Annotated in this window: 17 protein-coding genes; 5 read left to right on the forward strand and 12 right to left on the reverse strand. The window is 53.1% G+C overall.

The window, feature by feature from the left end; translation table 11 throughout:
* Positions 1–122: 122 nt before the first annotated feature.
* The 4 genes from O59_RS16115 (at position 123) to O59_RS16130 (ending at position 8,869) form a co-directional block, all read left to right on the forward strand.
* The gene (locus O59_RS16115; protein WP_081489724.1) at positions 123–4,613 is read left to right on the forward strand and encodes an alpha-1,6-glucosidase domain-containing protein; all 4,491 of its coding nucleotides are present in this window, start codon (positions 123–125) and stop codon (positions 4,611–4,613) included.
* Positions 4,614–4,693: 80 nt separating this feature from the next.
* On the forward strand, positions 4,694–7,687 hold the full coding sequence (locus O59_RS16120; RefSeq protein ID WP_007644535.1) for a TonB-dependent receptor: 2,994 nt from the start codon (positions 4,694–4,696) through the stop codon (positions 7,685–7,687).
* A 370-nt stretch (positions 7,688–8,057) separates the two neighbouring features.
* Positions 8,058–8,516: a CYTH domain-containing protein gene (locus O59_RS16125; RefSeq protein WP_040393192.1), complete on the forward strand. Its 459-nt coding sequence runs from the start codon at positions 8,058–8,060 to the stop codon at positions 8,514–8,516.
* A 140-nt stretch (positions 8,517–8,656) separates the two neighbouring features.
* Complete coding sequence (locus O59_RS16130; protein ID WP_007644537.1) at positions 8,657–8,869, forward strand: DUF2061 domain-containing protein; 213 nt, start codon at positions 8,657–8,659, stop codon at positions 8,867–8,869.
* Positions 8,870–8,945: 76 nt separating this feature from the next.
* Here the strand turns inward: O59_RS16130 and tatC are convergent, their stop codons facing one another.
* From tatC to O59_RS16165, 7 genes are read right to left on the reverse strand one after another with little or no spacing between them, the layout of a single operon-like run.
* A complete protein-coding gene (gene tatC / locus O59_RS16135) occupies positions 8,946–9,710 on the reverse strand; it encodes a twin-arginine translocase subunit TatC (RefSeq protein WP_007644538.1) in 765 nt (254 codons plus the stop codon).
* Positions 9,707–10,192, reverse strand: coding sequence for a Sec-independent protein translocase protein TatB (gene tatB, locus O59_RS16140; RefSeq protein WP_007644539.1), 486 nt, complete (start codon positions 10,190–10,192; stop codon positions 9,707–9,709). Before tatB ends, tatC begins: the two co-directional genes overlap by 4 nt.
* Before the next feature lie 2 nt (positions 10,193–10,194).
* Entirely contained in the window at positions 10,195–10,446 is a 252-nt protein-coding gene (tatA, locus tag O59_RS16145; protein WP_007644540.1) for a twin-arginine translocase TatA/TatE family subunit, read from the reverse strand.
* A gap of 29 nt (positions 10,447–10,475) precedes the next feature.
* Positions 10,476–10,814 (reverse strand): phosphoribosyl-ATP diphosphatase, encoded by a 339-nt coding sequence (locus O59_RS16150; RefSeq protein ID WP_007644541.1) that lies wholly within the window; start codon positions 10,812–10,814, stop codon positions 10,476–10,478.
* Between the two features lie 30 nt (positions 10,815–10,844).
* Positions 10,845–11,225 (reverse strand): phosphoribosyl-AMP cyclohydrolase, encoded by a 381-nt coding sequence (hisI, locus tag O59_RS16155; protein WP_040393196.1) that lies wholly within the window; start codon positions 11,223–11,225, stop codon positions 10,845–10,847.
* Between the two features lie 3 nt (positions 11,226–11,228).
* Positions 11,229–12,092: an aldo/keto reductase gene (locus O59_RS16160; protein ID WP_007644543.1), complete on the reverse strand. Its 864-nt coding sequence runs from the start codon at positions 12,090–12,092 to the stop codon at positions 11,229–11,231.
* A gap of 48 nt (positions 12,093–12,140) precedes the next feature.
* The gene (locus tag O59_RS16165) at positions 12,141–13,412 is read right to left on the reverse strand and encodes an FAD-dependent oxidoreductase (RefSeq protein WP_007644544.1); all 1,272 of its coding nucleotides are present in this window, start codon (positions 13,410–13,412) and stop codon (positions 12,141–12,143) included.
* Positions 13,413–13,458: 46 nt separating this feature from the next.
* Between O59_RS16165 and O59_RS16170 the strand changes: the two genes are divergently transcribed.
* Entirely contained in the window at positions 13,459–14,427 is a 969-nt protein-coding gene (locus tag O59_RS16170) for a sugar nucleotide-binding protein (protein WP_007644545.1), read from the forward strand.
* Positions 14,428–14,452: 25 nt separating this feature from the next.
* On the opposite strand, the gene O59_RS16175 is transcribed toward O59_RS16170, so the two are convergent.
* The 5 genes from O59_RS16175 to O59_RS16195 form a co-directional block, all read right to left on the reverse strand.
* Positions 14,453–15,541 (reverse strand): acyltransferase, encoded by a 1,089-nt coding sequence (locus tag O59_RS16175; protein ID WP_007644546.1) that lies wholly within the window; start codon positions 15,539–15,541, stop codon positions 14,453–14,455.
* Between the two features lie 331 nt (positions 15,542–15,872).
* Positions 15,873–17,084, reverse strand: a complete 1,212-nt coding sequence (gene fabB, locus O59_RS16180; RefSeq protein ID WP_007644551.1) for a beta-ketoacyl-ACP synthase I — start codon at positions 17,082–17,084, stop codon at positions 15,873–15,875.
* Between the two features lie 168 nt (positions 17,085–17,252).
* The gene (fabA, locus tag O59_RS16185) at positions 17,253–17,777 is read right to left on the reverse strand and encodes a 3-hydroxyacyl-[acyl-carrier-protein] dehydratase FabA (RefSeq protein ID WP_007644553.1); all 525 of its coding nucleotides are present in this window, start codon (positions 17,775–17,777) and stop codon (positions 17,253–17,255) included.
* Positions 17,778–17,943: 166 nt separating this feature from the next.
* The gene (locus tag O59_RS16190; RefSeq protein ID WP_007644555.1) at positions 17,944–18,906 is read right to left on the reverse strand and encodes a polyprenyl synthetase family protein; all 963 of its coding nucleotides are present in this window, start codon (positions 18,904–18,906) and stop codon (positions 17,944–17,946) included.
* A 65-nt stretch (positions 18,907–18,971) separates the two neighbouring features.
* Positions 18,972–19,730: a 4'-phosphopantetheinyl transferase superfamily protein gene (locus O59_RS16195; RefSeq protein WP_050977094.1), complete on the reverse strand. Its 759-nt coding sequence runs from the start codon at positions 19,728–19,730 to the stop codon at positions 18,972–18,974.
* Between the last annotated feature and the right edge of the window lie 123 nt (positions 19,731–19,853).

The following is a 19,853-nucleotide window of genomic DNA, read 5'->3' on the forward strand; positions in this document are numbered from 1 at the left end:
AATATAAAAAACCATTTTTTCATATACCTCTGGCCGTGGTTTTTTTGCCAGTCAGTCTTGCCCAAATTATCGATTTTTAAGTTCGCAACATTTGTAAAAAATAATTAAACGGGGGATACCAAATGAAGTTCAATTCGCGAAATGAATCCGCGCGGAAAGCACTGGGGCTAGCGGCTCTTTTGCTCGGCGTATTCACACTTAGCTCGTGTGGCGGTGGTGGCAGCGGTACAGACAATAATGCGGCGGAATTGCCGACGTGCCGCGACCCGCAAGTATTACTCGATAACGGTGTATGCGGTGATCCGCGCCCGCCCTTTGAATTACCCGCTTGCCCTGAGGGAACTATTCGTTCCGGTGCGGAATGCGTGGTGCCTGACTTCCCGGTTCCTGAAAAATTAGCGGGCCCGAATGAAGCGGTTATTTTCGTTAACGTTGAAGGTACTGCTGACGAGAAAAATGCAGCGTTTGCCAAATATAACTTACACCTATGGCAGTCCTGCGGTAACGGCTGGGCTGATTCAGTCACTGATGGCAGCAACACTACTTATGCAATTCCAACTACCTGGCCAAACGGCCCGGGGATTGCGAGTAAGAATGAAGGCGAAGCGGGCGTTCGCCACGATCCATACTATGGTGCTTATTTTGTAATTCCCGTGAGTGCAGCAGGTACTTGCGGTAATTTCATTGTTAAAACGCCGAATACCCCCAATCAAACTGCTGACTTGTCGCTCAATATTAAGCGTGATGGCGGCGATTACGATCGCATGGCTTGGGTGATTGTTAATACAGACAATATGCGCAATAGCCGCGTCAGTAATGTGCCCATTTGTATCAACGATGTGTGCAGCCTTGAGCGCCCAATGTTGGCAATTAGCGATGTGGAAGCGCATTGGATTAGCCCGCATACCATTATTTGGAGCCGCTCGTTTGCTGCCGGTAAATCAGTTGAGCTATACCGCTCTGCTGCGGGTGGTATGACTGGCGATGATGCCGGTGCTGTTGTTGGCGGAGAGCGTTTTGCCGTGTTAGGTGCAGGGCGTGCGATGACGGATGAGGAAAAAGCATTAGTTCCCCATATGTCCGACTACATTGCCTACGACTTACCTGCGGAGATCAGCCTCGATAGTATCAAGTCGGCGCTAAAAGATGAGCTGCTGGTTGTGGGTCGTTTTGATTCTGTCGAGGAAGGCGAAAACGAACAGACAGTGACCATTGAGCGTGGCCGTGGCACTCGCGTGCAAGTCCCTCATGTACTGGATGCTCTTTATGCCGACAATGCTGCAGATGCCACTTTGGGTGTTAGCTACGCCAATGGTGTAACGGCATCGGTATGGGCGCCAACTGCACAAAACGTTGAGCTGCGTGTGTTCTCTGGTGACCCACTGCGTGTATCTGCCACTATGCCTATGACCTTCAATGCCGAAACTGGTGTGTGGAGTGTAACTGGCACTGCTACTGAGTTGGATCGCAAATTCTACCGCTATCGTGTCACCGCCTATCACCCCCTGCAGAAGGCGGTGCGTCGCCTTGAGGTGACTGACCCCTATTCTATTTCCCTGTCTACCAATGGTCGTCACTCACAGTTTGTGAACCTGGATGATGCCGATACCAAGCCCGCTGGCTGGGAAGGCCATTCAATTCCAGAAGTGGTGGCGCCGGAAAATATGGCAATTTACGAAGCGCACGTTCGCGACTTCAGTATTGATGATGCCAGCACCTCAGCGAGCTATCGCGGTAAGTACCTGGCATTTACCGAGAACTCCTTGCCCGTACAACACTTGCGTTCACTGGCGGACGCGGGGCTGACCCATGTTCACCTGCTGCCCAGCAATGACAGCTCTAACATGAAAGAGGATTTTGAGGGCCAGGTAAATCTGGACAGCTACATCCTTGAACTCTGCCAGCGGGTATCAAACCGCGATGCAGTCAGTGTGTGTGACGGCTCAGTGCCTAATAACTCTACTGTGCGCCAAGTGTTGGAAAACTACGATCCACAAACCTCGGCGGCACGCACCTTAATTGCGGCTATCGCTGATTTGGATGGCTTTAACTGGGGTTATGACCCTCAGCATTTCAACGCACCAGAAGGTACTTACTCAACTGACCCTGAAGGTTTCACGCGTATCAAAGAAATGCGTGCGATGAACATGGCGCTGCATGAAATGGGGCTGCGTGTGGTAATGGATGTGGTCTACCCGCATACAGTGTCTTCCGGTATTGAAGCCGCTAACTCTGTATTCGATAAAGTAGTTCCGGGTTATTACTACCGTGTGAATCCGGCTACTGCGGTTGTGGAAACTGGCACTGGTGCCGGCCCCGACACTGCAACTGAACACCGCATGATGGGCAAGTTTGTTGCTGACTCTGTTGCGCAATGGGCTGAGCATTACAAGGTGGATGGCTTCCGTTTTGACCAATCCGGTTATATGCCCAAGTCAGTACTGGTGGATGCCTATGAAGCTACCAAAGCCGTTGATCCAGATACCTATTTCTACGCCGAAGCCTGGACTCCCGGTGGTGGCACCTCAGGTGACCGCATTGCCGTGCGTGCAACCCAGGAAGCGTTGAACGACACTGAAATGGGTACTTTCAATGACCGTATCCGCAACCCGCTGCAGCAAATGGCCTTGGTGAAGGGCGACAATCTGGATGCTATCCGCGCTGGTTTGGCGGGCAACCTGAAAGATTTCAAACTGAAAACCAAATCCGGCGCAGTAATCACTGCCTCTACTGTGGGTGCCTATGGTACTGACCCACAACAAGCTATCAACTATGTAGAGAAACACGACAACGAAACCCTGTGGGACTGGATGCATCGTCCGGGCGCCGTGCCAACCGATATGTCTATTGCCAACCGTACCCGTGTGAGCAGCTTAACCCTGTCGGTACCGGTATTGAGCCAAGGTGTCCCTTTCATCCAAATGGGTACCGAGTTGCTGCGCTCCAAGTCTATGTCGCCCAACAGCTACAACGCTGGCGATTGGTTTAACAAGGTGGACTTCACCAAACAAAGCAACAACTGGGGTGTAGGTCTGCCACCAGAGCTGCGCGATGGTATTACCGACGAGTATGTTGCCGGTCTGTTTGCCAATGCCCAAACCAAACCTGAAGCAAGCCATATTGAGCAGGCTTCCTCGGTGTTCACTGAGTTTATGAGTATTGCCAGCGGCAGCCCGCTGTTCAGCCTGCAAACGGCCGAGCAGGTAATGGACCGTGTTGGTTTCCACGATGGTGGCAAGACTCAGGTGTCTGGTTTGATTGTGATGAGTATTGATGATGGTGCAGGCATTGTTGCCGGTACGGAATCAACACCGCGCGCCGACCTGGATTCAGCGGTAGATGCGATTGTGGTGGTGATCAACGCCACTGGCATGACCCAGTCACCCAAAGTGAAAACGGCGGCGGGCTTTGCCTTGCATCAATCCCAGCAAAATTCAGTAGATGCCATAGTAAAAACTGCCAGCTTTGCGGCTGATGGTGAAGACGGTGTATTCACTGTGCCTGCCTACACCACTGCCGTGTTTGTGAAAGCGCAAGCCGGTGCGCAGGGTATGGGGCTGTCGGCAACAGCAACTCTCGGATCGAGCGTGGCTGTGCCTTACGGCGATACGGCTGTGTATGTGCGCGGTGATATCTCTGCCTCTGGCTGGGCCAATACTACCGCCGCTAACCGCTTCACCTATGAAGGCGAGGGTATCTACTCCTTGCTGTTGACGGTGGTTGCGGGTACCGAAGTTAACTTCAAAGTGGCAGAAGCTGGCTGGAGCTTGCCAAACCTGGGCTCCAATGAAGTGATGGAAATTGGTGACACCATTACCCTCACCCAAGGCAGCAACGACAATATCCGTATCAACATCCCTGCCGCAGGCACTTATCGCTTCGTGCTGGATGCCTCTGCAAGCACCACCGCACCAACCTTGAAGGTGGAGAATCCGGATGTGTATGGCGCTACCGCTATTTATCTGCGCGGCACTGTAACGGCGTCGGGCTGGGAAAATACCAATAGCGGCAATCAACTTGTTCATGAAGGTAACAGCGTTTATGCCCTGAGTGTGCCCATGGTGGCGGGTCAGGATTACATGTTTAAAGTCGCTTCGGCGGACTGGAGCACGGTAAACCTCGGTTCCGCAACGCCAGTGATGCTGGGTGAGGGTGTTGTTCTGGCGCAAGGCAGCAACGACAACCTGATGCTGGACATTGCTGAAGCGGGCAACTATCGCTTTGAAGTGGATGCGCGCAACCCTGATGCACCGGTAGTGAAGGTGTACCGTGAAGATCTGTTTGCCGCTACTCCAATTTACCTGCGCGGCACTGTCTCGGCGGCGGGTTGGGGTGACGCCAACAGCATTAACCAGATGATCTATGCCAGTAAGGGGCTGTACACCAAAACCCTCACCCTGGCCGTGGGTTCCTACGAGTTTAAAGTGGCCGAGGCAAACTGGAGCAACCCCAACCTTGGTGGTTCCGCTGTTGTCCTGGGTGAGCCGAGCGAGGTAACTCAGGGTTCCAATGACAACATAGGCCTGTCCATTACCACCGCCGGGGATTATCGCTTCACGCTCGATACCACCAATCCAAACGCACTGACTATTCGCGTGGATGCCGTCAACTAAATCGAGCCAGCTATCGCTCCCCCCTTGGTGGGGGAGTGTTAAGCGATAGTAAAAACAGATAACGAGCTGAGATAAAGCACATGAAAACATTTACTTTAAAGCCGCTGGCTGCTGTTGTTTCTGCATTGGCAATGGCGTCCCTGTCTCCCGCGTTGCTGGCTCAGGAAACTGACGCCGATGCCGGGCCACAAAACCCCTCGCTGGTTGAAGAAGTGATGGTGACGGGTTATGCCCGCTCCATCCAGAACAGTATTGAAACCAAACGTAACGCCGACACTGTGGTGCAGGCGATTTCTGCCGCTGACCTCGGTGGTCTGCCCGATGTGTCCATCGCCGATGCCCTTGGCCGTGTACCCGGTATTACCGTGACTCGCTCGGGCGGTCAGGCCGGTACCATTCAGGTGCGCGGTATGGGTGAAGGTTTTGTCTTCTCCACCCTGAATGGCCGCGAGCAGGTATCGCCCAACGGTACCCGCGCCATGGAATTCAGCCAGTTCCCCTCAGAGCTGATCCAATCGGTAGAAGTCTATATGTCGCCCAAGGCATCACTGATTGAGGGTGGTGTCGCCGGTTCGGTCGAATTGAAAACCGCCAATCCTCTGGAAATGACGGAAGATCAAAAAGTCGTTGTGGGTGTGCGCGGCAGCTACAACGATCAGGCTGACGATATTTACGGCGCAGAGCCTTACGGCCAGCGTCTGTCGCTCTCGTTCCAGAAAAAACTGTTTGATGACAAACTCGGTGTGGCACTGGGCTACGCCCGTTTGGTGCAGCCGCGTTCCGCAACCCGTTTTGAACAGTACAACTACGAAGCCAACCCCTATTCTTTAGTTGATGAAAAGGGATTGGATACCACGATTGTGGATGAAAATTTCAATGCAGTACCCACCGCCAATCGTCCATCAGAAGTGTTTATGGCTGAAGGTTTTGAATTATTCCAAACCGGTGGTGAAGAGACTCGCGATGGTTACGTGGCGGCAATCCAGTTTGAACCTACCGACAACTTGTCGATCCAGTCGGATGTGTTCTATTCCAAATTTGAGTCCGACAGCTACTCGCGGGGCTTCCGTATCCAGCCGCTGCGCAACGCACTGACAAACAGCCTGGTGCTGTGGGAAAACCAGGCGGTGATTGGTGGTGAATTCGCGGTGGACGACGCTGCGCCAGACTCTTTGAATTTGCAGGTCAATAGCAACGACGTTACCCAAACGAACGAATTGCTCTCCGGCGGTTTGAACCTTGAATGGCAACAGGATGCGTTGACTGTTGCGCTTGACCTGTCGCACTCGGATGCCTCTGGCGTTCAAGCGGACGGGGTAGTGCGTGCGCACCTCTATCGCCCCATTGAAAACCCGGTTCCCGGCGGCGCGACTTTTGAGCGCGACCCGGATCAGTCAATGACCTACTTGCTCGATGGCATCAATGTACCCAGTGTTAGCTTGAGCCGTGATTATGCGTCTTACGGTGCCGATGGCGTCAGTACTCTGCGCATGACCAACTACGAGCGCTACCCGCGCATCAACGATGACAAGATCAGTGCGGTTCGCCTGGATGTTAAATACGAAGTGGAGCTGCCGTTAATCAAGTCGGTAGAAGCTGGTGTGCGCCGTTCAGAGCGCAATCATACCGACCGTCGCCAAGTGTTTGTTTATGGTGATCTCGCGCAATACGACCGCGATTTCCCCTTGGAAATCAACACCGGCAATTCGGATGTAGTGAATTGGAAAGGTGACTTCTCCCATTTCCCATCATTCCTCGCAATCGATGGCGACAAGATTATCCAGGAAGCGGTGAGCCAAGGGCTGGTTTTGGACGATGGTGTAGAAGTGCTCGGCCAAAATGGCAAGGTCTATTCCCCGCGTTCTATCGACCCCAAAGCGCGTTGGACAGAAGGTCGTGATTGGTCGATGAAACAACGCTCGGACATCGATGAAAATGTGGATGCAATTTATCTGCAGACCAATTTGGAAACGACGCTGTTTGATCGCGACTTGGTGGGTAACATAGGTTTGCGCCATGTACGCACGGAACAGACCAGCGTTGCCCTGGTGAACGTAAACGGTAATGTTGATGCTGGTGCAGTGGAGATTTTTGACGAGATAGGCACCTCGGAAACGGACTATGCCTACCAAACACTCGGCACCGAATACAGCCACAACCTGCCATCGCTCAACCTGAATTACAGCGTGGCTGAAGATAACCAGCTGCGTCTGGCATTGGCGCGTGTACTTTCCCGTCCACCGATCAATCGCTTGGCTGCCCCGGATTCCGAAGGTTCGGTTACGGTAGAAAACGAGACTACTCCGGTGTTCAACTACGGTAGTAATACGTCGCCATTCCTGACACCTTTCATCGCCGATCAGGTTGACTTGTCCTACGAATACTACATGCCGGATACCAACGGTGCCTTTGTGGTGGCCGTGTATCACCGTGAAATCAAATCATTCATTCAGGATATTACTTACGAAAACTTTGATTTCCGTGCAGCAGGATTCGATGTGCCGGATACCTGGGTAGTGAATATTGGCGGTTTGGATACTGAAGTTGAAGTGGAAAACGGTGACTACTCCACCTCTATCAACAACCTGGACGGCGGCTTCATTCGCGGTCTGGAAGTGTCTTATACCCAAACCTTCAACTTCCTGCCTGACCTCTGGCAAGGGCTGGGGGTGAGTGCAAGTTACTCGCTGACCGACTCGGAGATCTCCGTGGCCAACCCGGTAGAGGGTGTAAATACCGGCGCTACTTTGCCATTCCCTGGCTTGGTAGAGAAATCCGCCAACTTCACCCTGTTCTACAGCTACGGCGGCTTTGAAACCCGTTTATCCACCACCTTCCAGGATTCGTTTGTGGGCGAGACACGCAACATTAACCTGCAACCGATTATCTATGCACCGGAAACGCTGCTGGATTATCAAGCGGCTTATAAGTTTGATAATGGTTTGGATCTGGTGTTCTCCATCAGCAACCTCACCAACGAACCTAACCGCAGCTACATGTTTGACGAGGAGTTGACGCGTACCCTGCAATGGTTTGGTCGCACCTTCTACATGGGGGCTAACTACACCTTCTAACATCTGACGGTGAAAACGTATCGGCCGCACATGAAAATGTGCGGCTTTTTTTTGCATAAAAAATGACTACATACGTATGTAGCCTGCAGTGGCGCATGAATACGTATGTAGTCCATTGAGCGCTGCGGCGATAACCCCTAGGATGGCCTCATTGCAATGATTTACCAGAGTATTGCTGTTGGTGACTTTGGGTTCTGGCAATGACATTGATCTCCATCTTTTTTGTTGTATATCGTCGCTGTTGATGATTCGGCGCAGTCGCAAGACTGCGCCATTTTTTTATTCCCGCTATCCGTTATTCCTCTCATTTTTTACCACTCACTGCCCGGTGTTAGTATGTGTGTCCCTTTCACATCTGCAGGCAAACCCTATGGCAATTGAAATTGAACGCAAGTTTTTAGTAGTGGGTGATGCCTGGCGTGAGGCTCCCGCCGTGTTTTACAGCCAGGGATATCTCTCTAGTGATAAAGCGCGCACGGTGCGGGTGCGTATCGCTGGCGAGCAGGCATTTCTCACGATTAAAGGTGTAACACAAGGTATGAGCCGGGCGGAGTTTGAATATGAGATTCCGCTGGCAGATGCACGCGAGTTGCTGCTCATGTGCGAGCAACCCTTGATTGAAAAATATCGTCGCAAAATTACCTATGCGGGTTTTGTGTGGGAGGTCGATGAATTCGTCGGCGAGAATCAGGGCTTGGTGGTGGCAGAGATAGAGTTGCCCTCAGAGAACACATCGTTTACTAAACCTGAGTGGGTAGGTGAAGAGGTAACTGCAGACCTACGCTACTTCAATTCGAATTTGGTGCGGTTACCGTTTAAGCAATGGTAAACCTCGGTGCACTCTTTAAATAGTCAGTTGCTATCGGTTGGTTAAAATCAATTTTCTTTGTTAATGGTTATGGTTTGCCTAGTATAGCTTCATGGGCGATTGAGACAGGCGCCCGCCTACTAGCTTACGAGGAATCTACCATGGCCAAGACAGCAACATTCGCCGCCGTTCACTTTACCGTCGCTTTTTCAGTTGGCTACGCCCTCACCGGCAGTGTATTGATTGGCGGCACCATGGCGCTTGTAGAGCCGGCGATCAACACTGTTGCCTTCTACTTTCATGAATTGGGGTGGAAAAAGTTTGCCGAGCACAAAGCTGTTATTGCCGAAGCCATGGCCCAACGGGTGATGTAAATGGTTGGTGCGTTACAGCTGGAAGTGACTCAGGGTCGCGCGTTTGGCCTTTGCGCGCCCTGATTGGAAATGGGGTTTAGTCTGGCGGATTGTCCGCTGCTTCACGTGCTTGACTGCGTTTCTTGATTTGGCGGCCAAAGAATAATCCCGCCTCAAATAGCATCCACATAGGGATGGCCAGCATGGCCTGGGAGAAAACATCCGGTGGGGTGAGCAACATTCCCACGACAAAACAGCCGACAATGATATAGCGTCGCTTCTCGGCAAGGCCTTCTGGCGTCACGACTCCGGCATGAATAAGCAACACAGTCGCGACGGGTATCTCAAAGGCGAAACCAAACGCAAAAAACATATGCAGCACCAAATCCAGATATTTGGTGATGTCAGTCATGGCGCTCACGCCTTCCAGCTGGATACCCATGGTGAAGTTGAACAGCATGGGCAAGACCAGAAAGTACGCAAACGCCATACCGGTAAAAAATAACAGCACGCTGGAGACCAACAGCGGTGCAGCCAATTGTTTCTCGTGCTGGTACAGCCCCGGTGCAATAAACGCCCACACTTGATACAGAATAAAGGGCACCGCCAATAGCAGTGCCAAATAAAAGGTGAGTTTCAGCGGTGTTAAAAAGGGCGAGATAACATCGGTCGCAATCATATTGCTGCCTTCGGGCAAAACAGCAATCAAAGGGGCAGAGACAATCCCGTAGATATCTGTCGCGAAGGGAAACAGGCACACAAACACGGCCAGTAAAAAATAAACCACATGCAGCAAGCGGGTGCGCAGTTCAATCAGGTGCTGCACCAGCGGCTGTTCTTTGTCGTTCAAGGATGGATTCATACGGATTTAGGATCTGTGCCCGCAGCACTGGCAGGCTTGGTGGCTATGTCGGTTGCGGGCGTAGTTTTGGCTTCCACTACTGCCGATGGCGTATTAGTTACCGCTTCAGCCGTGTGGGCGTGATCCGGTAGCTCATCGGGTGGGCCGTACTGGCCGCTGCGTTCACGGCGCGCTTGCTCGTCAACCTTATCCGCCTCATTCAAGCTGGATTGGATGGCGTTGGCCGATTCGTCGATAGAGTTTTGAAACTGCCGGCGCGTGGCTTCAATGTTTTGCAGAATCTCTTCATTGTGCAACTGGCGGCGAATGTCATCCGCGCCGATTTGCCGCTCAATTTCGCTGCGGGTTTCGCGTAGGCTGCGTTTGAGTCGGCCAATCCACAGGCCAACAGTGCGCACAGTGCCGGGCAGTTGCTCTGGCCCTATTACCACCAGTGCAACCACCAAACATACAACAAGCTCGGTAAAACCTATATCAAACACAATTAAACCTTGGTGTTGTTTTGTTCGGTTTTTTCCGCACTGGTGCTATTCGCTACGGTTTTTTGCTCCAGATTTTTCTGGGCTTCCTCTTCGTCTTTTTTGGCGGCCTCTTCACTACTCATAGAGCTTTTGAAGCCCTTGATCATGCTGCCCAGATCGCTGCCCAAACTGCGCAAACGTTTGGTGCCAAACAACATAACCACAATTGCCAGAACAATAAGCAGTTGCCAAATACTGATTCCACTAATACCCATGATGATTCCCCAGTTAAATGAAGGTGTGATTAGGTGTTGGCGCGCGCGGCCTTTTCGTCGTGACCGGACATATTAAAACGGCGCGCCAGTTCGTTTAAAACAGAATCTGCGTTCTCGCCCAGATGGGAGAGCATAACCAGACTGTGAAACCAGAGGTCAGCGGTTTCATAGATGAGGTCGCTATTGTCGCCACTGGTCTGTGCGTCTTTCGCGGCTAGAATCGTTTCGGTGCATTCCTCGCCGACCTTTTCCAGAATTTTGTTCAGGCCTTTTTGATGCAGGCTGGCAACGTAGGATGACTCTGCGTCGGCGTTATTTTTGCGCGCTTCCAGAATGTCCGTCAGTTGCTTGAGAATATCGTTGTTCATAACTTTCTCTATCGGGTTTGCCGGGTGCGGTTAGTAAATCTCTGCCGGATCTTTGATAACCGGGTCAACAGTCTGCCAAGTGCCATCTTTCAGAATCCGGTAAAAGCACGATTCCCGTCCGGTATGGCAAGCAATGCCGCCCAGTTGTTCCACTTGCAGCACTATTACATCTTCATCGCAATCCAGGCGGATTTCATGCAGCTTTTGGATATGACCAGAGGTTTCGCCTTTGTGCCAGAGTTTGCCGCGTGAGCGCGACCAATAAACCGCCTCGCCCCGCTCAGCCGAAAGCTGCAGCGACTCGCGGTTCATCCAGGCCATCATCAAAATACGACCGGTTTGTGCATCCTGGGCAATCGCAGGAACCAATCCATCGCTATTCCAGTTCACAGCGTCTAACCAATTACTCATAGTTTACTCGTTTGTGCTTACTGCTGAATCTTGCGCGCGTATCGCTTTGAACAAATTATCGCGCAAGTGGTGTTCATTAAGGGTGCCAATAATCGCACTGGTGACACCTTGCGCTGCATAGGCAAAATCCAGTGCTTGCTGAATTGGGTCTATTTCAGCCTTAACCTTGTGTACAACTGCACCCGGTGCGGGCGCATCATGGCAGATATGGCCGCTGGCGAGAACCTTTTTCAGGAGCACGGCCGCACCATGTTGCGCAGATTTTGCGATTACCGGCGCCTCGTCCTGTTGGCTGGCGTTGTAAGTCACCATCACCGCATCGCAGATTTCAGCGGCGAGCAACCCGCCTTCCAGGGTTTTACTGGAAATGCCAAAGGCGCGAATCCAGCCCTCCTGCTTGAGTTGCTGCAGGGTGGGGAGTACCTCGGTTTGTTGCAGGATGTTAAGGTCATTGCCATCCGAGTGGATCAGTACCAGATCCAGATAATCCGTGCGTAAGCGACGCAACGAGCGCTCCACGCTCATGCGCGTGTGCGTAGCGCTGAAGTCAAAGCGCGAGTGCCCCTGATCGGAAAACTTGTCGGGAGTGAACTCTTCGCCCACTTTGGTGGAGATCACCCAGTCCTTGCGCGATTTGCGCAGTGCATCGCCAATACGCTCTTCGCTATAACCATAGGCGGGGGCGGTATCGATCAGGTTTACGCCCATGGAGTGGGCACAGTCGATCAGGCGCCGGACTTGTTCATCGCTGGGCAAATCAAAGGGTGTCGGGTACTTGAGACTCTGGTTGCGGCCGAATTTAACGGTGCCCAAGCCCATGGTGCTGACCTCTATGTCCGTTCGGCCGAGGCGCTTGCGCGGCATCATACGGGTAAATCCTCTTGCAATTGGGAGCTTGTCCAAGTTGGTTGGTAACTATTCATCGTCCGGCTCGCGAAAGCGCAGGGCGAGTGAATCCTCCGCGCTGAGCGCCGGGGGAAATGCATGCTCCCAGGGTGTTTTGGCCAGTGGTGCCAAGGGTAACCAATCCCGCACTGACACTTGTGGATGGGTGGGGGTGATGCGGTTGCCAGTGAGCAGTGCCAACACTTGGTTCGCCAGGTTGGGGGCCAGGGTCAGTTTGGTCGGCCAGCCCACCAGCAGGTTGTTAGCGCCAGTAGCCGGTGCCACAAAGGCGTTGTCGGGGCGGGCAAAGTCAGGTTGTCGCGGTTCTGCCCGGTCGATGGGCAGGCAAGCCCACTCGGCGCCTTCCATGTTTACCCAGGGGATCAATTCCTGTAATTCCTGTTGGGCCAGTTCTACCAGTGCCTCCGGCGTCATGCTTGCGCCTTTTTCCGCGAGGCTGCCGCCCAGGTACCACACAGAGGCACCATCGGGCAGGCGATGGCTGGAAATAGTCAGGCGCGGAGTGGCCTCGCGCCCTAAACAGTGGCCGTAAAAGTCGAACGGGTGTTGGTGTTTTACCATCACCTGTTGCAGCGGGCGCAGCTGCATGGCGGGCTGTTCCAGCCCCAGTTCGGCCAGTAATTGCGCATTGCCTTTGCCTGCGGTGAAGATAAAACGCTGTGCATAAATGCATAGCTCGCCAGCAGTAGCGGCGATTTTCAAATGGATCTTGCCGCTGCTGTCTCGCTGCAGTTGTGCCTGTTGCCAATCGATCTGGTAACAGCAGCCGTCTATGTTATTTGCCAGATTCGCGACCAGACTGGGAGTATCAATCACCAGGTCTTCCAGACGATAGAGGCTACCGGCAAAATCCTTGTGGCGTAGCAGGGGCGGGCGACGATCCGGGTGGACAGCATCGACTCTGCCGCGGGTAATCTTACTGGCAAAAAAACTGGTGATTTTGCTGCCCAAATCATCACCCGACCACATAAAAAAGTGATCGCTGAGAATGCGGGTATGACGCAAATCGACATCGCCTTCGCCGCACAAGCAGGCGCGCCAGTGCTTGGGCATATCGGCAATGGCTTCTGACGCTCCGGTTAGGGTGCCCGCCAAGGTGTATTTCATACCGCCATGGATCATGCCCTGCGAGGCGAGGGTTTGGTCGCTGCCCAGCGCGTTGGATTCAAACAGGGCGACACTAAACCCCGCGCTTTTGGTGCGATTGGCCAGCCATAGGCCTGCGACACCGCCGCCGATAATGGCGATGTCCAGATGAATCTCGTGCGGGGGTATGCTCATCGGCAGTGAATTTCCGGTAGCTGAACGGTCAGGCGGCGCAGTATAAGTGTTTCAAGCGCGAATTACCCTTGCCGCGCCCGGCGCTTGTGCTGCTAATATGCGTAAAAATTTTACGGGTATGTGGATCACCATGTCATTCACCTTGTTGTTAACGGATGTAAATTCCCCCCTAGGTAAGGCGTTAGAGCACGAGCTTGAGCGCGAGCCTTTCAAGTTGCTGATGCCCGCGGGCAATGCATTGGACTGGTCAGATGAAGCGGCAGTAGCAGCTTATTTTGCACGCGAGCAGCCGGACTTGGTGATTAATTGTCGCGGCTGGGAAGAGGCCTATTATCCCGGCGGCCAGATGCCCCTGATAGAAACCGCGCGGCAGTTGGCGCGTGCGTGTAAACAGGGGAATATCCCCCTGATTCACTTCTCCAGTTACAGCGTGTTTGGTGCGGACCCGAAGGGGACTCACAGTGAAAAAGATGCACCGGCGCCCAAAAATGAAACGGGCGCGGCGTTTGTCGAAGCGGAACAAGCAATTGCGGCGGAGTTGCAGCGTTTTGTTGTGTTGCGTTTAAGCTGGGTGATAGGTGCCTATGGCGACAATCATTTAACGCGTTTGCTCAGCGCATTTTTAGCGGGAGCGTCAGTCAGTGTTAACCGTCGCTTGCGCGGCGCACCCACGGCGCTTTCGGATGCCGCTCGCGTTGCTGTTGCCATGGCAAAACAAATTAGCTGCGGTGCAGAGAATTGGGGCGTAATGCATTATTGCAGTGGTGATGCCTGTACCGAAGATGAGTTTGCCGACCAAGTTCTGCAGCTGTTAATCCAGCAGCAATTGCTCACCGCTGAGCCCAGCCTGACGCTGGTAGATGCTGAACCAGAAACGGAACCACTCAGTGCGATATTGGGTTGCCGCCATGCGCGCGACAACTTTGGTATTCAGGCCCGCTCCTGGCGCCCAAGTTTGCTGCCCTTGGTCAAACAGTGGTTGCACAACCGCGAGCAGATAAAGCTCACCCCATAACCTGCGCCCCATTCGATTCAGCCAGCTACAGCAACTCCATTGCCGGTTTTGGTGGCCTGCGCAAGCGTTCACCCAGTCGAATACCTCCCATTTCTATGGTGCGATAGGAGATTTGCGCCACCAAAAAACAGCTGCAGATAGCGAGCACGCAATAGACCACAACGGCCATGCTTGTAGTGCCCATGAACCCGATTACCAGATTGAGTAGTACCACTAACAAAATCGAATGGGTGAGATAAAGGCTGTAGGACACATCCCCCAAATAGCGGAACAGCCGCGCCTGTAAAAATGCAAAGCGCTCGGGCGCATAGTAGATAACCCCAATGACCGGTGCGATGCACAGCGTCTCCCAATAGACAATCCATAAATCTCCGTAACCAGCGCCGGTCAGTGGCCTTGCCAGATAAAACCCCGCCACCAATATCGTCAACAGCACCCAAAATAAGGGCGTTGCAAATGACATGAATAGATCCTTTAACCATCTTCCCCAGAGCAAAACACTCAAGCCGGCGTAGAAGCTAAAAATGTAAAAATTCCAATGGTGTTTGAAATTAAGAGGAATTAGCGAGATCAAAATACACGCGGTAAGTGCCAGGGCAATATGGCTCGCCTTGTTGCCAAACAGCAGCATTAAGGGGATCAGCAGCGAGGCGATTATCTCCACATAAATCGACCAAATGGGTGGATTGGCCTTGAGTGAATAGCCCACATAGCCAGCGACAAACTTGAGCAGCGAGAACTCACCAAACTCTTTGGGGTTAAGCGAATAGCGCAAATAGGGATCGATAAATAACAAATACAAACCGCCCACAGTAACCGTACAAAACATCAGCGGCATAATGCGAAAAAAGCGCCGATGAAAATACAGCGATACCGAGGCTTGGCTCAGGCCGTTTTTGGCGAGCGATGCACCCACCACTAGGCCGCTCAGGACAAAAAAGAAGGTGACGGCCGCGCTGCCGTTAAACAGTGGCATGAATTGCACCGCAGGAAAGGCTTCGGCAGCTCGTCCATACAGGTGGCCGAGCAATACTATTACCGCCGCCACACCGCGCAGCGCATGAAGCGGGACGGAAAAGCCTTGTTGTCGGGCGGCTTGGATAAAATAATTCATAGCGGCAATCCCTATGCAGTTTGTTGACTGTTTGCGCACGCAGTGATGCGGGAAACCAGCGGGCGAGAAGGAGGCAGGGCAGGGTTATGCCAACTGGGCCGCTTAAATAACGCAAGTGGCATGCCATGCAGATTTAAGCGATAAAGAGCGAGGTTTGGCGCCAGTAAATTTTCGGGGGTGGCTTGTGGCGCCAGGGACTGGTATCCAACTAGGCGTTTTGATGGGGATGATGCTGTAATGCAGTGCAATAAAAACGCGAGGGGCCTTGTCAGCCGCTCGCGTTTTTTATTGCCTTGTGGGTGGTCGCTGAACTGTTAAACGCGCTGCCCCTTTAGATTCTTTGAAAAACCAGAGTCGCGTTAGTACCACCAAAACCAAAGCTATTGGACATAACCCGATCCAGTTTTACGCCGTCCTGACGCTTGAGCACTATGGGCATGCCCACAGCTTCGGGGTCGAGGGTGGTGATATTGGCTGAAGCGCAGATGAAATCATTTTCCATCATCAGCAAGCTATAAATCGCTTCCTGAACGCCGGTAGCGCCCAGGCTGTGGCCAGTCAGGGATTTGGTGGAGCTGATTGCCGGGATTTTGTCGCCAAAAGTTTCTTTGATGGCTTTCAGTTCGGCCAAATCACCCACTGGTGTAGAGGTGCCGTGAGAATTGATGTAGTCGATGCTGCCATTCACAGTGGCTAGAGCCTGTTTCATGCAGCGCACAGCGCCTTCACCAGACGGAGCTACCATATCGTAGCCATCGGATGTGGCGCCGTAGCCGACTACTTCGGCGTAGATTTTGGCGCCGCGCGCTTTGGCGTGTTCGTATTCTTCCAGCACTAAACAGCCACCACCACCGGCGATCACAAAACCGTCGCGCTCAGCATCGTAGGCGCGTGAGGCTTGCTCCGGGGTTTCATTGTATTTGGTGGACAGGGCGCCCATGGCATCAAACAGTGCGGTCAGCGTCCAATGCTCTTCTTCGCCACCACCGGCAAATACCACATCTTGTTTGCCGAGCTGAATCAATTCAACCGCATTACCCACGCAGTGTGCACTGGTGGCACAAGCGGAGGAGATCGAGTAGTTAACGCCTTTGATTTTAAAAGGAGTGGCCAAACATGCCGAGGTGGTGCTGCCCATGGTTTGGGTAACACGGTAAGGGCCAACACGTTTCAGGCCTTTTTCGCGCAGGATGTCAGCCGCTTCAACCAGATTTTTGGAGGACGCACCGCCAGAGCCCATGATAATGCCGGTGCGCTCATTGGAAACCTGGTCTTCGCTCAGGCCAGAATCGGCAATGGCTTGTTCCATGGAGAGGAATGCATAGGCGGCGGCATCACCCATAAAGCGCAGTACTTTACGGTCGATTAACTCGGCAAGGTTGATGTCGATAGAGCCTGCAACATGGCTGCGGAAGCCTTTCTCTTTATATGCTTCCTGGAATTTGATACCGGAACGGCCAGCGCGTAATGCATCCAACACGGCATTTTTATCATTGCCCAGGCAGGACACAATTCCCATACCGGTAACAACAACGCGTTTCATAGGCTACCTCTTTTGTATTTAGCTACAGCGCCTGAACAGCAGGTTTTCACAGAGTCTGGCGGGTTAAGCGGAGTGTCAGTATGCCACAGGGGGCTCGCTGCTCACTCCTTGTTTTATGGCTTGTTTTTGTTGTGCGGTTTGTAACAGTCACGCAGATGAGTCGGCTGATTAGAAGCTGTCGGTGTTCTGGAACAGGCCAACACGCAAATCGTTTGCAAAATAGATGTCTTTGCCATCGCAGGATACGCGGCCATCAGCGATCCCCATAATCAGCTTGCGCTCGATCACACGCTTCAAGTTGATATGGTAGGTCACTTTCTTGGCGGTGGGCAGGATTTGGCCGGTGAATTTCAGTTCGCCGCAACCCAGTGCGCGACCGCGACCCTGGTTGCCTTTCCAGCCGAGGAAGAATCCCACCAATTGCCACATAGCATCCAGCCCCAAACAGCCGGGCATTACCGGGTCGCCGGGGAAGTGGCAGTCAAAGAACCACAAGTCGGGGGAGATATCCAATTCGGCCACAATTTCGCCTTTGCCAAATTCACCGCCGGTGTGGCTGATATGAACAATGCGATCCAGCATCAGCATATTAGGTTTGGGCAATTGAGCGTTGCCTGGGCCAAACAGCAGGCCGTCGCCGCATTTCAACAGTTCTTCACGGCTGTAGGAGCTTTGTGGTTCAAAGGTGGTCATTGAAATTACTCAGGTTGTTAATGATGGCGAGGGCGGAGCCGTCGCGCAAAAGTGCGCCATTCTAACCGCTGTGGCTCAGTTGTCCAGTTAGACGGGCAGCCGTTGCTCGTGCACCGCGCACTGCCCATGAATTTGTTTCTTTGGGTAGCGCTCGCCGTGAATGGGCTTAAAAACTGCGTGCCAGAGAGAACTCAGCCAGTTCCTTCATCGCCTGGGTATAGATGTTGTTCGGCAGGTGTTGCAGTTGTGCGATGGCGGCCTGAACTTGCGCTTTGGCAGCATCCAGTGTGTAAGTCATGCCACCGGTTGCCTGTACGATTTCCAAAATGGCTGGCAGTTGGCTGGCATCGCCGTTGCGAATCGCGGTGGCGATCAATTCGGCTTGCGCCGCGGTACCGGTGCGCATGGCGTAAATCAGGGGCAGGGTGGGTTTGCCTTCGGCCAGGTCATCACCCACATTTTTACCCAGAGTGGCGGCATCACCGGTGTAGTCCAGTGCGTCATCTACCAATTGGAAGGCAACACCCACATGGCGGCCATAAAGGCGTACGGCTTCGCGTTGTGCCGCGCTACCACCGCAATGGGCGGCGGCCACTTCGCAGGCGGCAGCAAACAAAATGGCAGTTTTTTTGTCGATCACGCGGAAGTAGTTTTCCTCGTTCACATTGGGGTCTTTGGCGTTAACCAACTGCTGCACTTCACCCTCGGCGATGATATTGGTGGTATCGCTGAGGATCGCCATCACATCCATATTTCCAATCGCCACCATCATCTGAAAGGCGCGCGAATAGAGGAAATCACCCACCAATACGCTGGGTGCGTTGCCCCATTCGGCATTGGCGGTGGGGCGCCCGCGGCGCAGGTTGGACATATCCACCACATCGTCGTGCAGCAAGGTAGCGGTGTGGATAAATTCGATAATTGCCGCAAGCGACAAGTGATCCTTACCCTTATAACCCAGTGCATTGGCGGTGAGCAGCACCAGCAGGGGGCGCAGGCGCTTGCCGCCTGCTTCAACCAGGTAATGGCCAATATTCTCGACCAGGCCAACATCGGAGTGGAGTTTATCGATGATCAGTTGGTTAACTGCGCTGAAGTCGTCTTTGACGGCCTGATGAAATGGCAACATGGGCTTTTCTTATTTATCAGAGAGGGAAAATAGTGGCGGCAATGCTAGCAGCGGGCGATGCAGAGTCAAGGAAAAGCTGGCGCCAGTGCATCAAACCAAAGGCATGGCGCGACCTGTGGCGCAGCATAGGCGAGCGCAACAAGCTCGCCTTCGGCTAATTGCCACTGCTCAAATTGCCAGGTGCTATGGGAAAGCTGCGGGTCAATACGGGCATCAATAGCGGGTTGGTCGGCAGTGCTGTGCAGTGCAAATTGAATCTTTTCCAGCCCGGCTGAAATGCCGGTGCCCAGCGCTTTGAAAAACGCTTCTTTCAGCGTCCAGAGGCGATAAAAATAATCCGCCTGTGGTTCTGCCGGCAGTGCCCTGAGTTGCGCATATTCCAATGGATGATAGTAGCGCTCGGCGATATTCAGGATCGAACGCTGACGCTGGCCAGCCTCCAGGTCGATACCTACTTGCATGCCCCGGGCGATAGCAAGCACTGCCCAATGGCCGCTATGGCTCAGGCTGAATTGAATATCGCTTTGCGGGATAAAGGGTTTGCCCTTGTCGGTGTGTGCAAAAGTTATATCACCTGCGGGCATGCCGGTGTAACGCGCAAGGCAGCTGCGCAGCAGCCAGCGACTGGCGAGATAATTATCTTTGCCGCGCTTAAATGTCTGCGCCCGCGTGTGCTCTGCTGTGCTCATAATGCTGTGGGCGAGAGCGAGGTGATGTTCGTCTATTCGACGCAAATCCAGCAGCCACAGGTGTACCTGTTCTTCACCCAAGGATATGGGGATGGAAAATACTGGGGATGGCAACGGGGAATTTGGTTTGCGCATGGTTCGCTGTCGGACTTGGGTAGTGGCGAGATGATACGCGACTTGCACTGCGCCTGCTAAATTGTGCCTGCGCCCGCTTTTGTGCTCTAATTCGCGCCCTCAAAACCCCTCGACCCATTTCCG

It is taken from the genome of Cellvibrio sp. BR (genome assembly GCF_000263355.1).
Lineage (GTDB): Bacteria > Pseudomonadota > Gammaproteobacteria > Pseudomonadales > Cellvibrionaceae > Cellvibrio.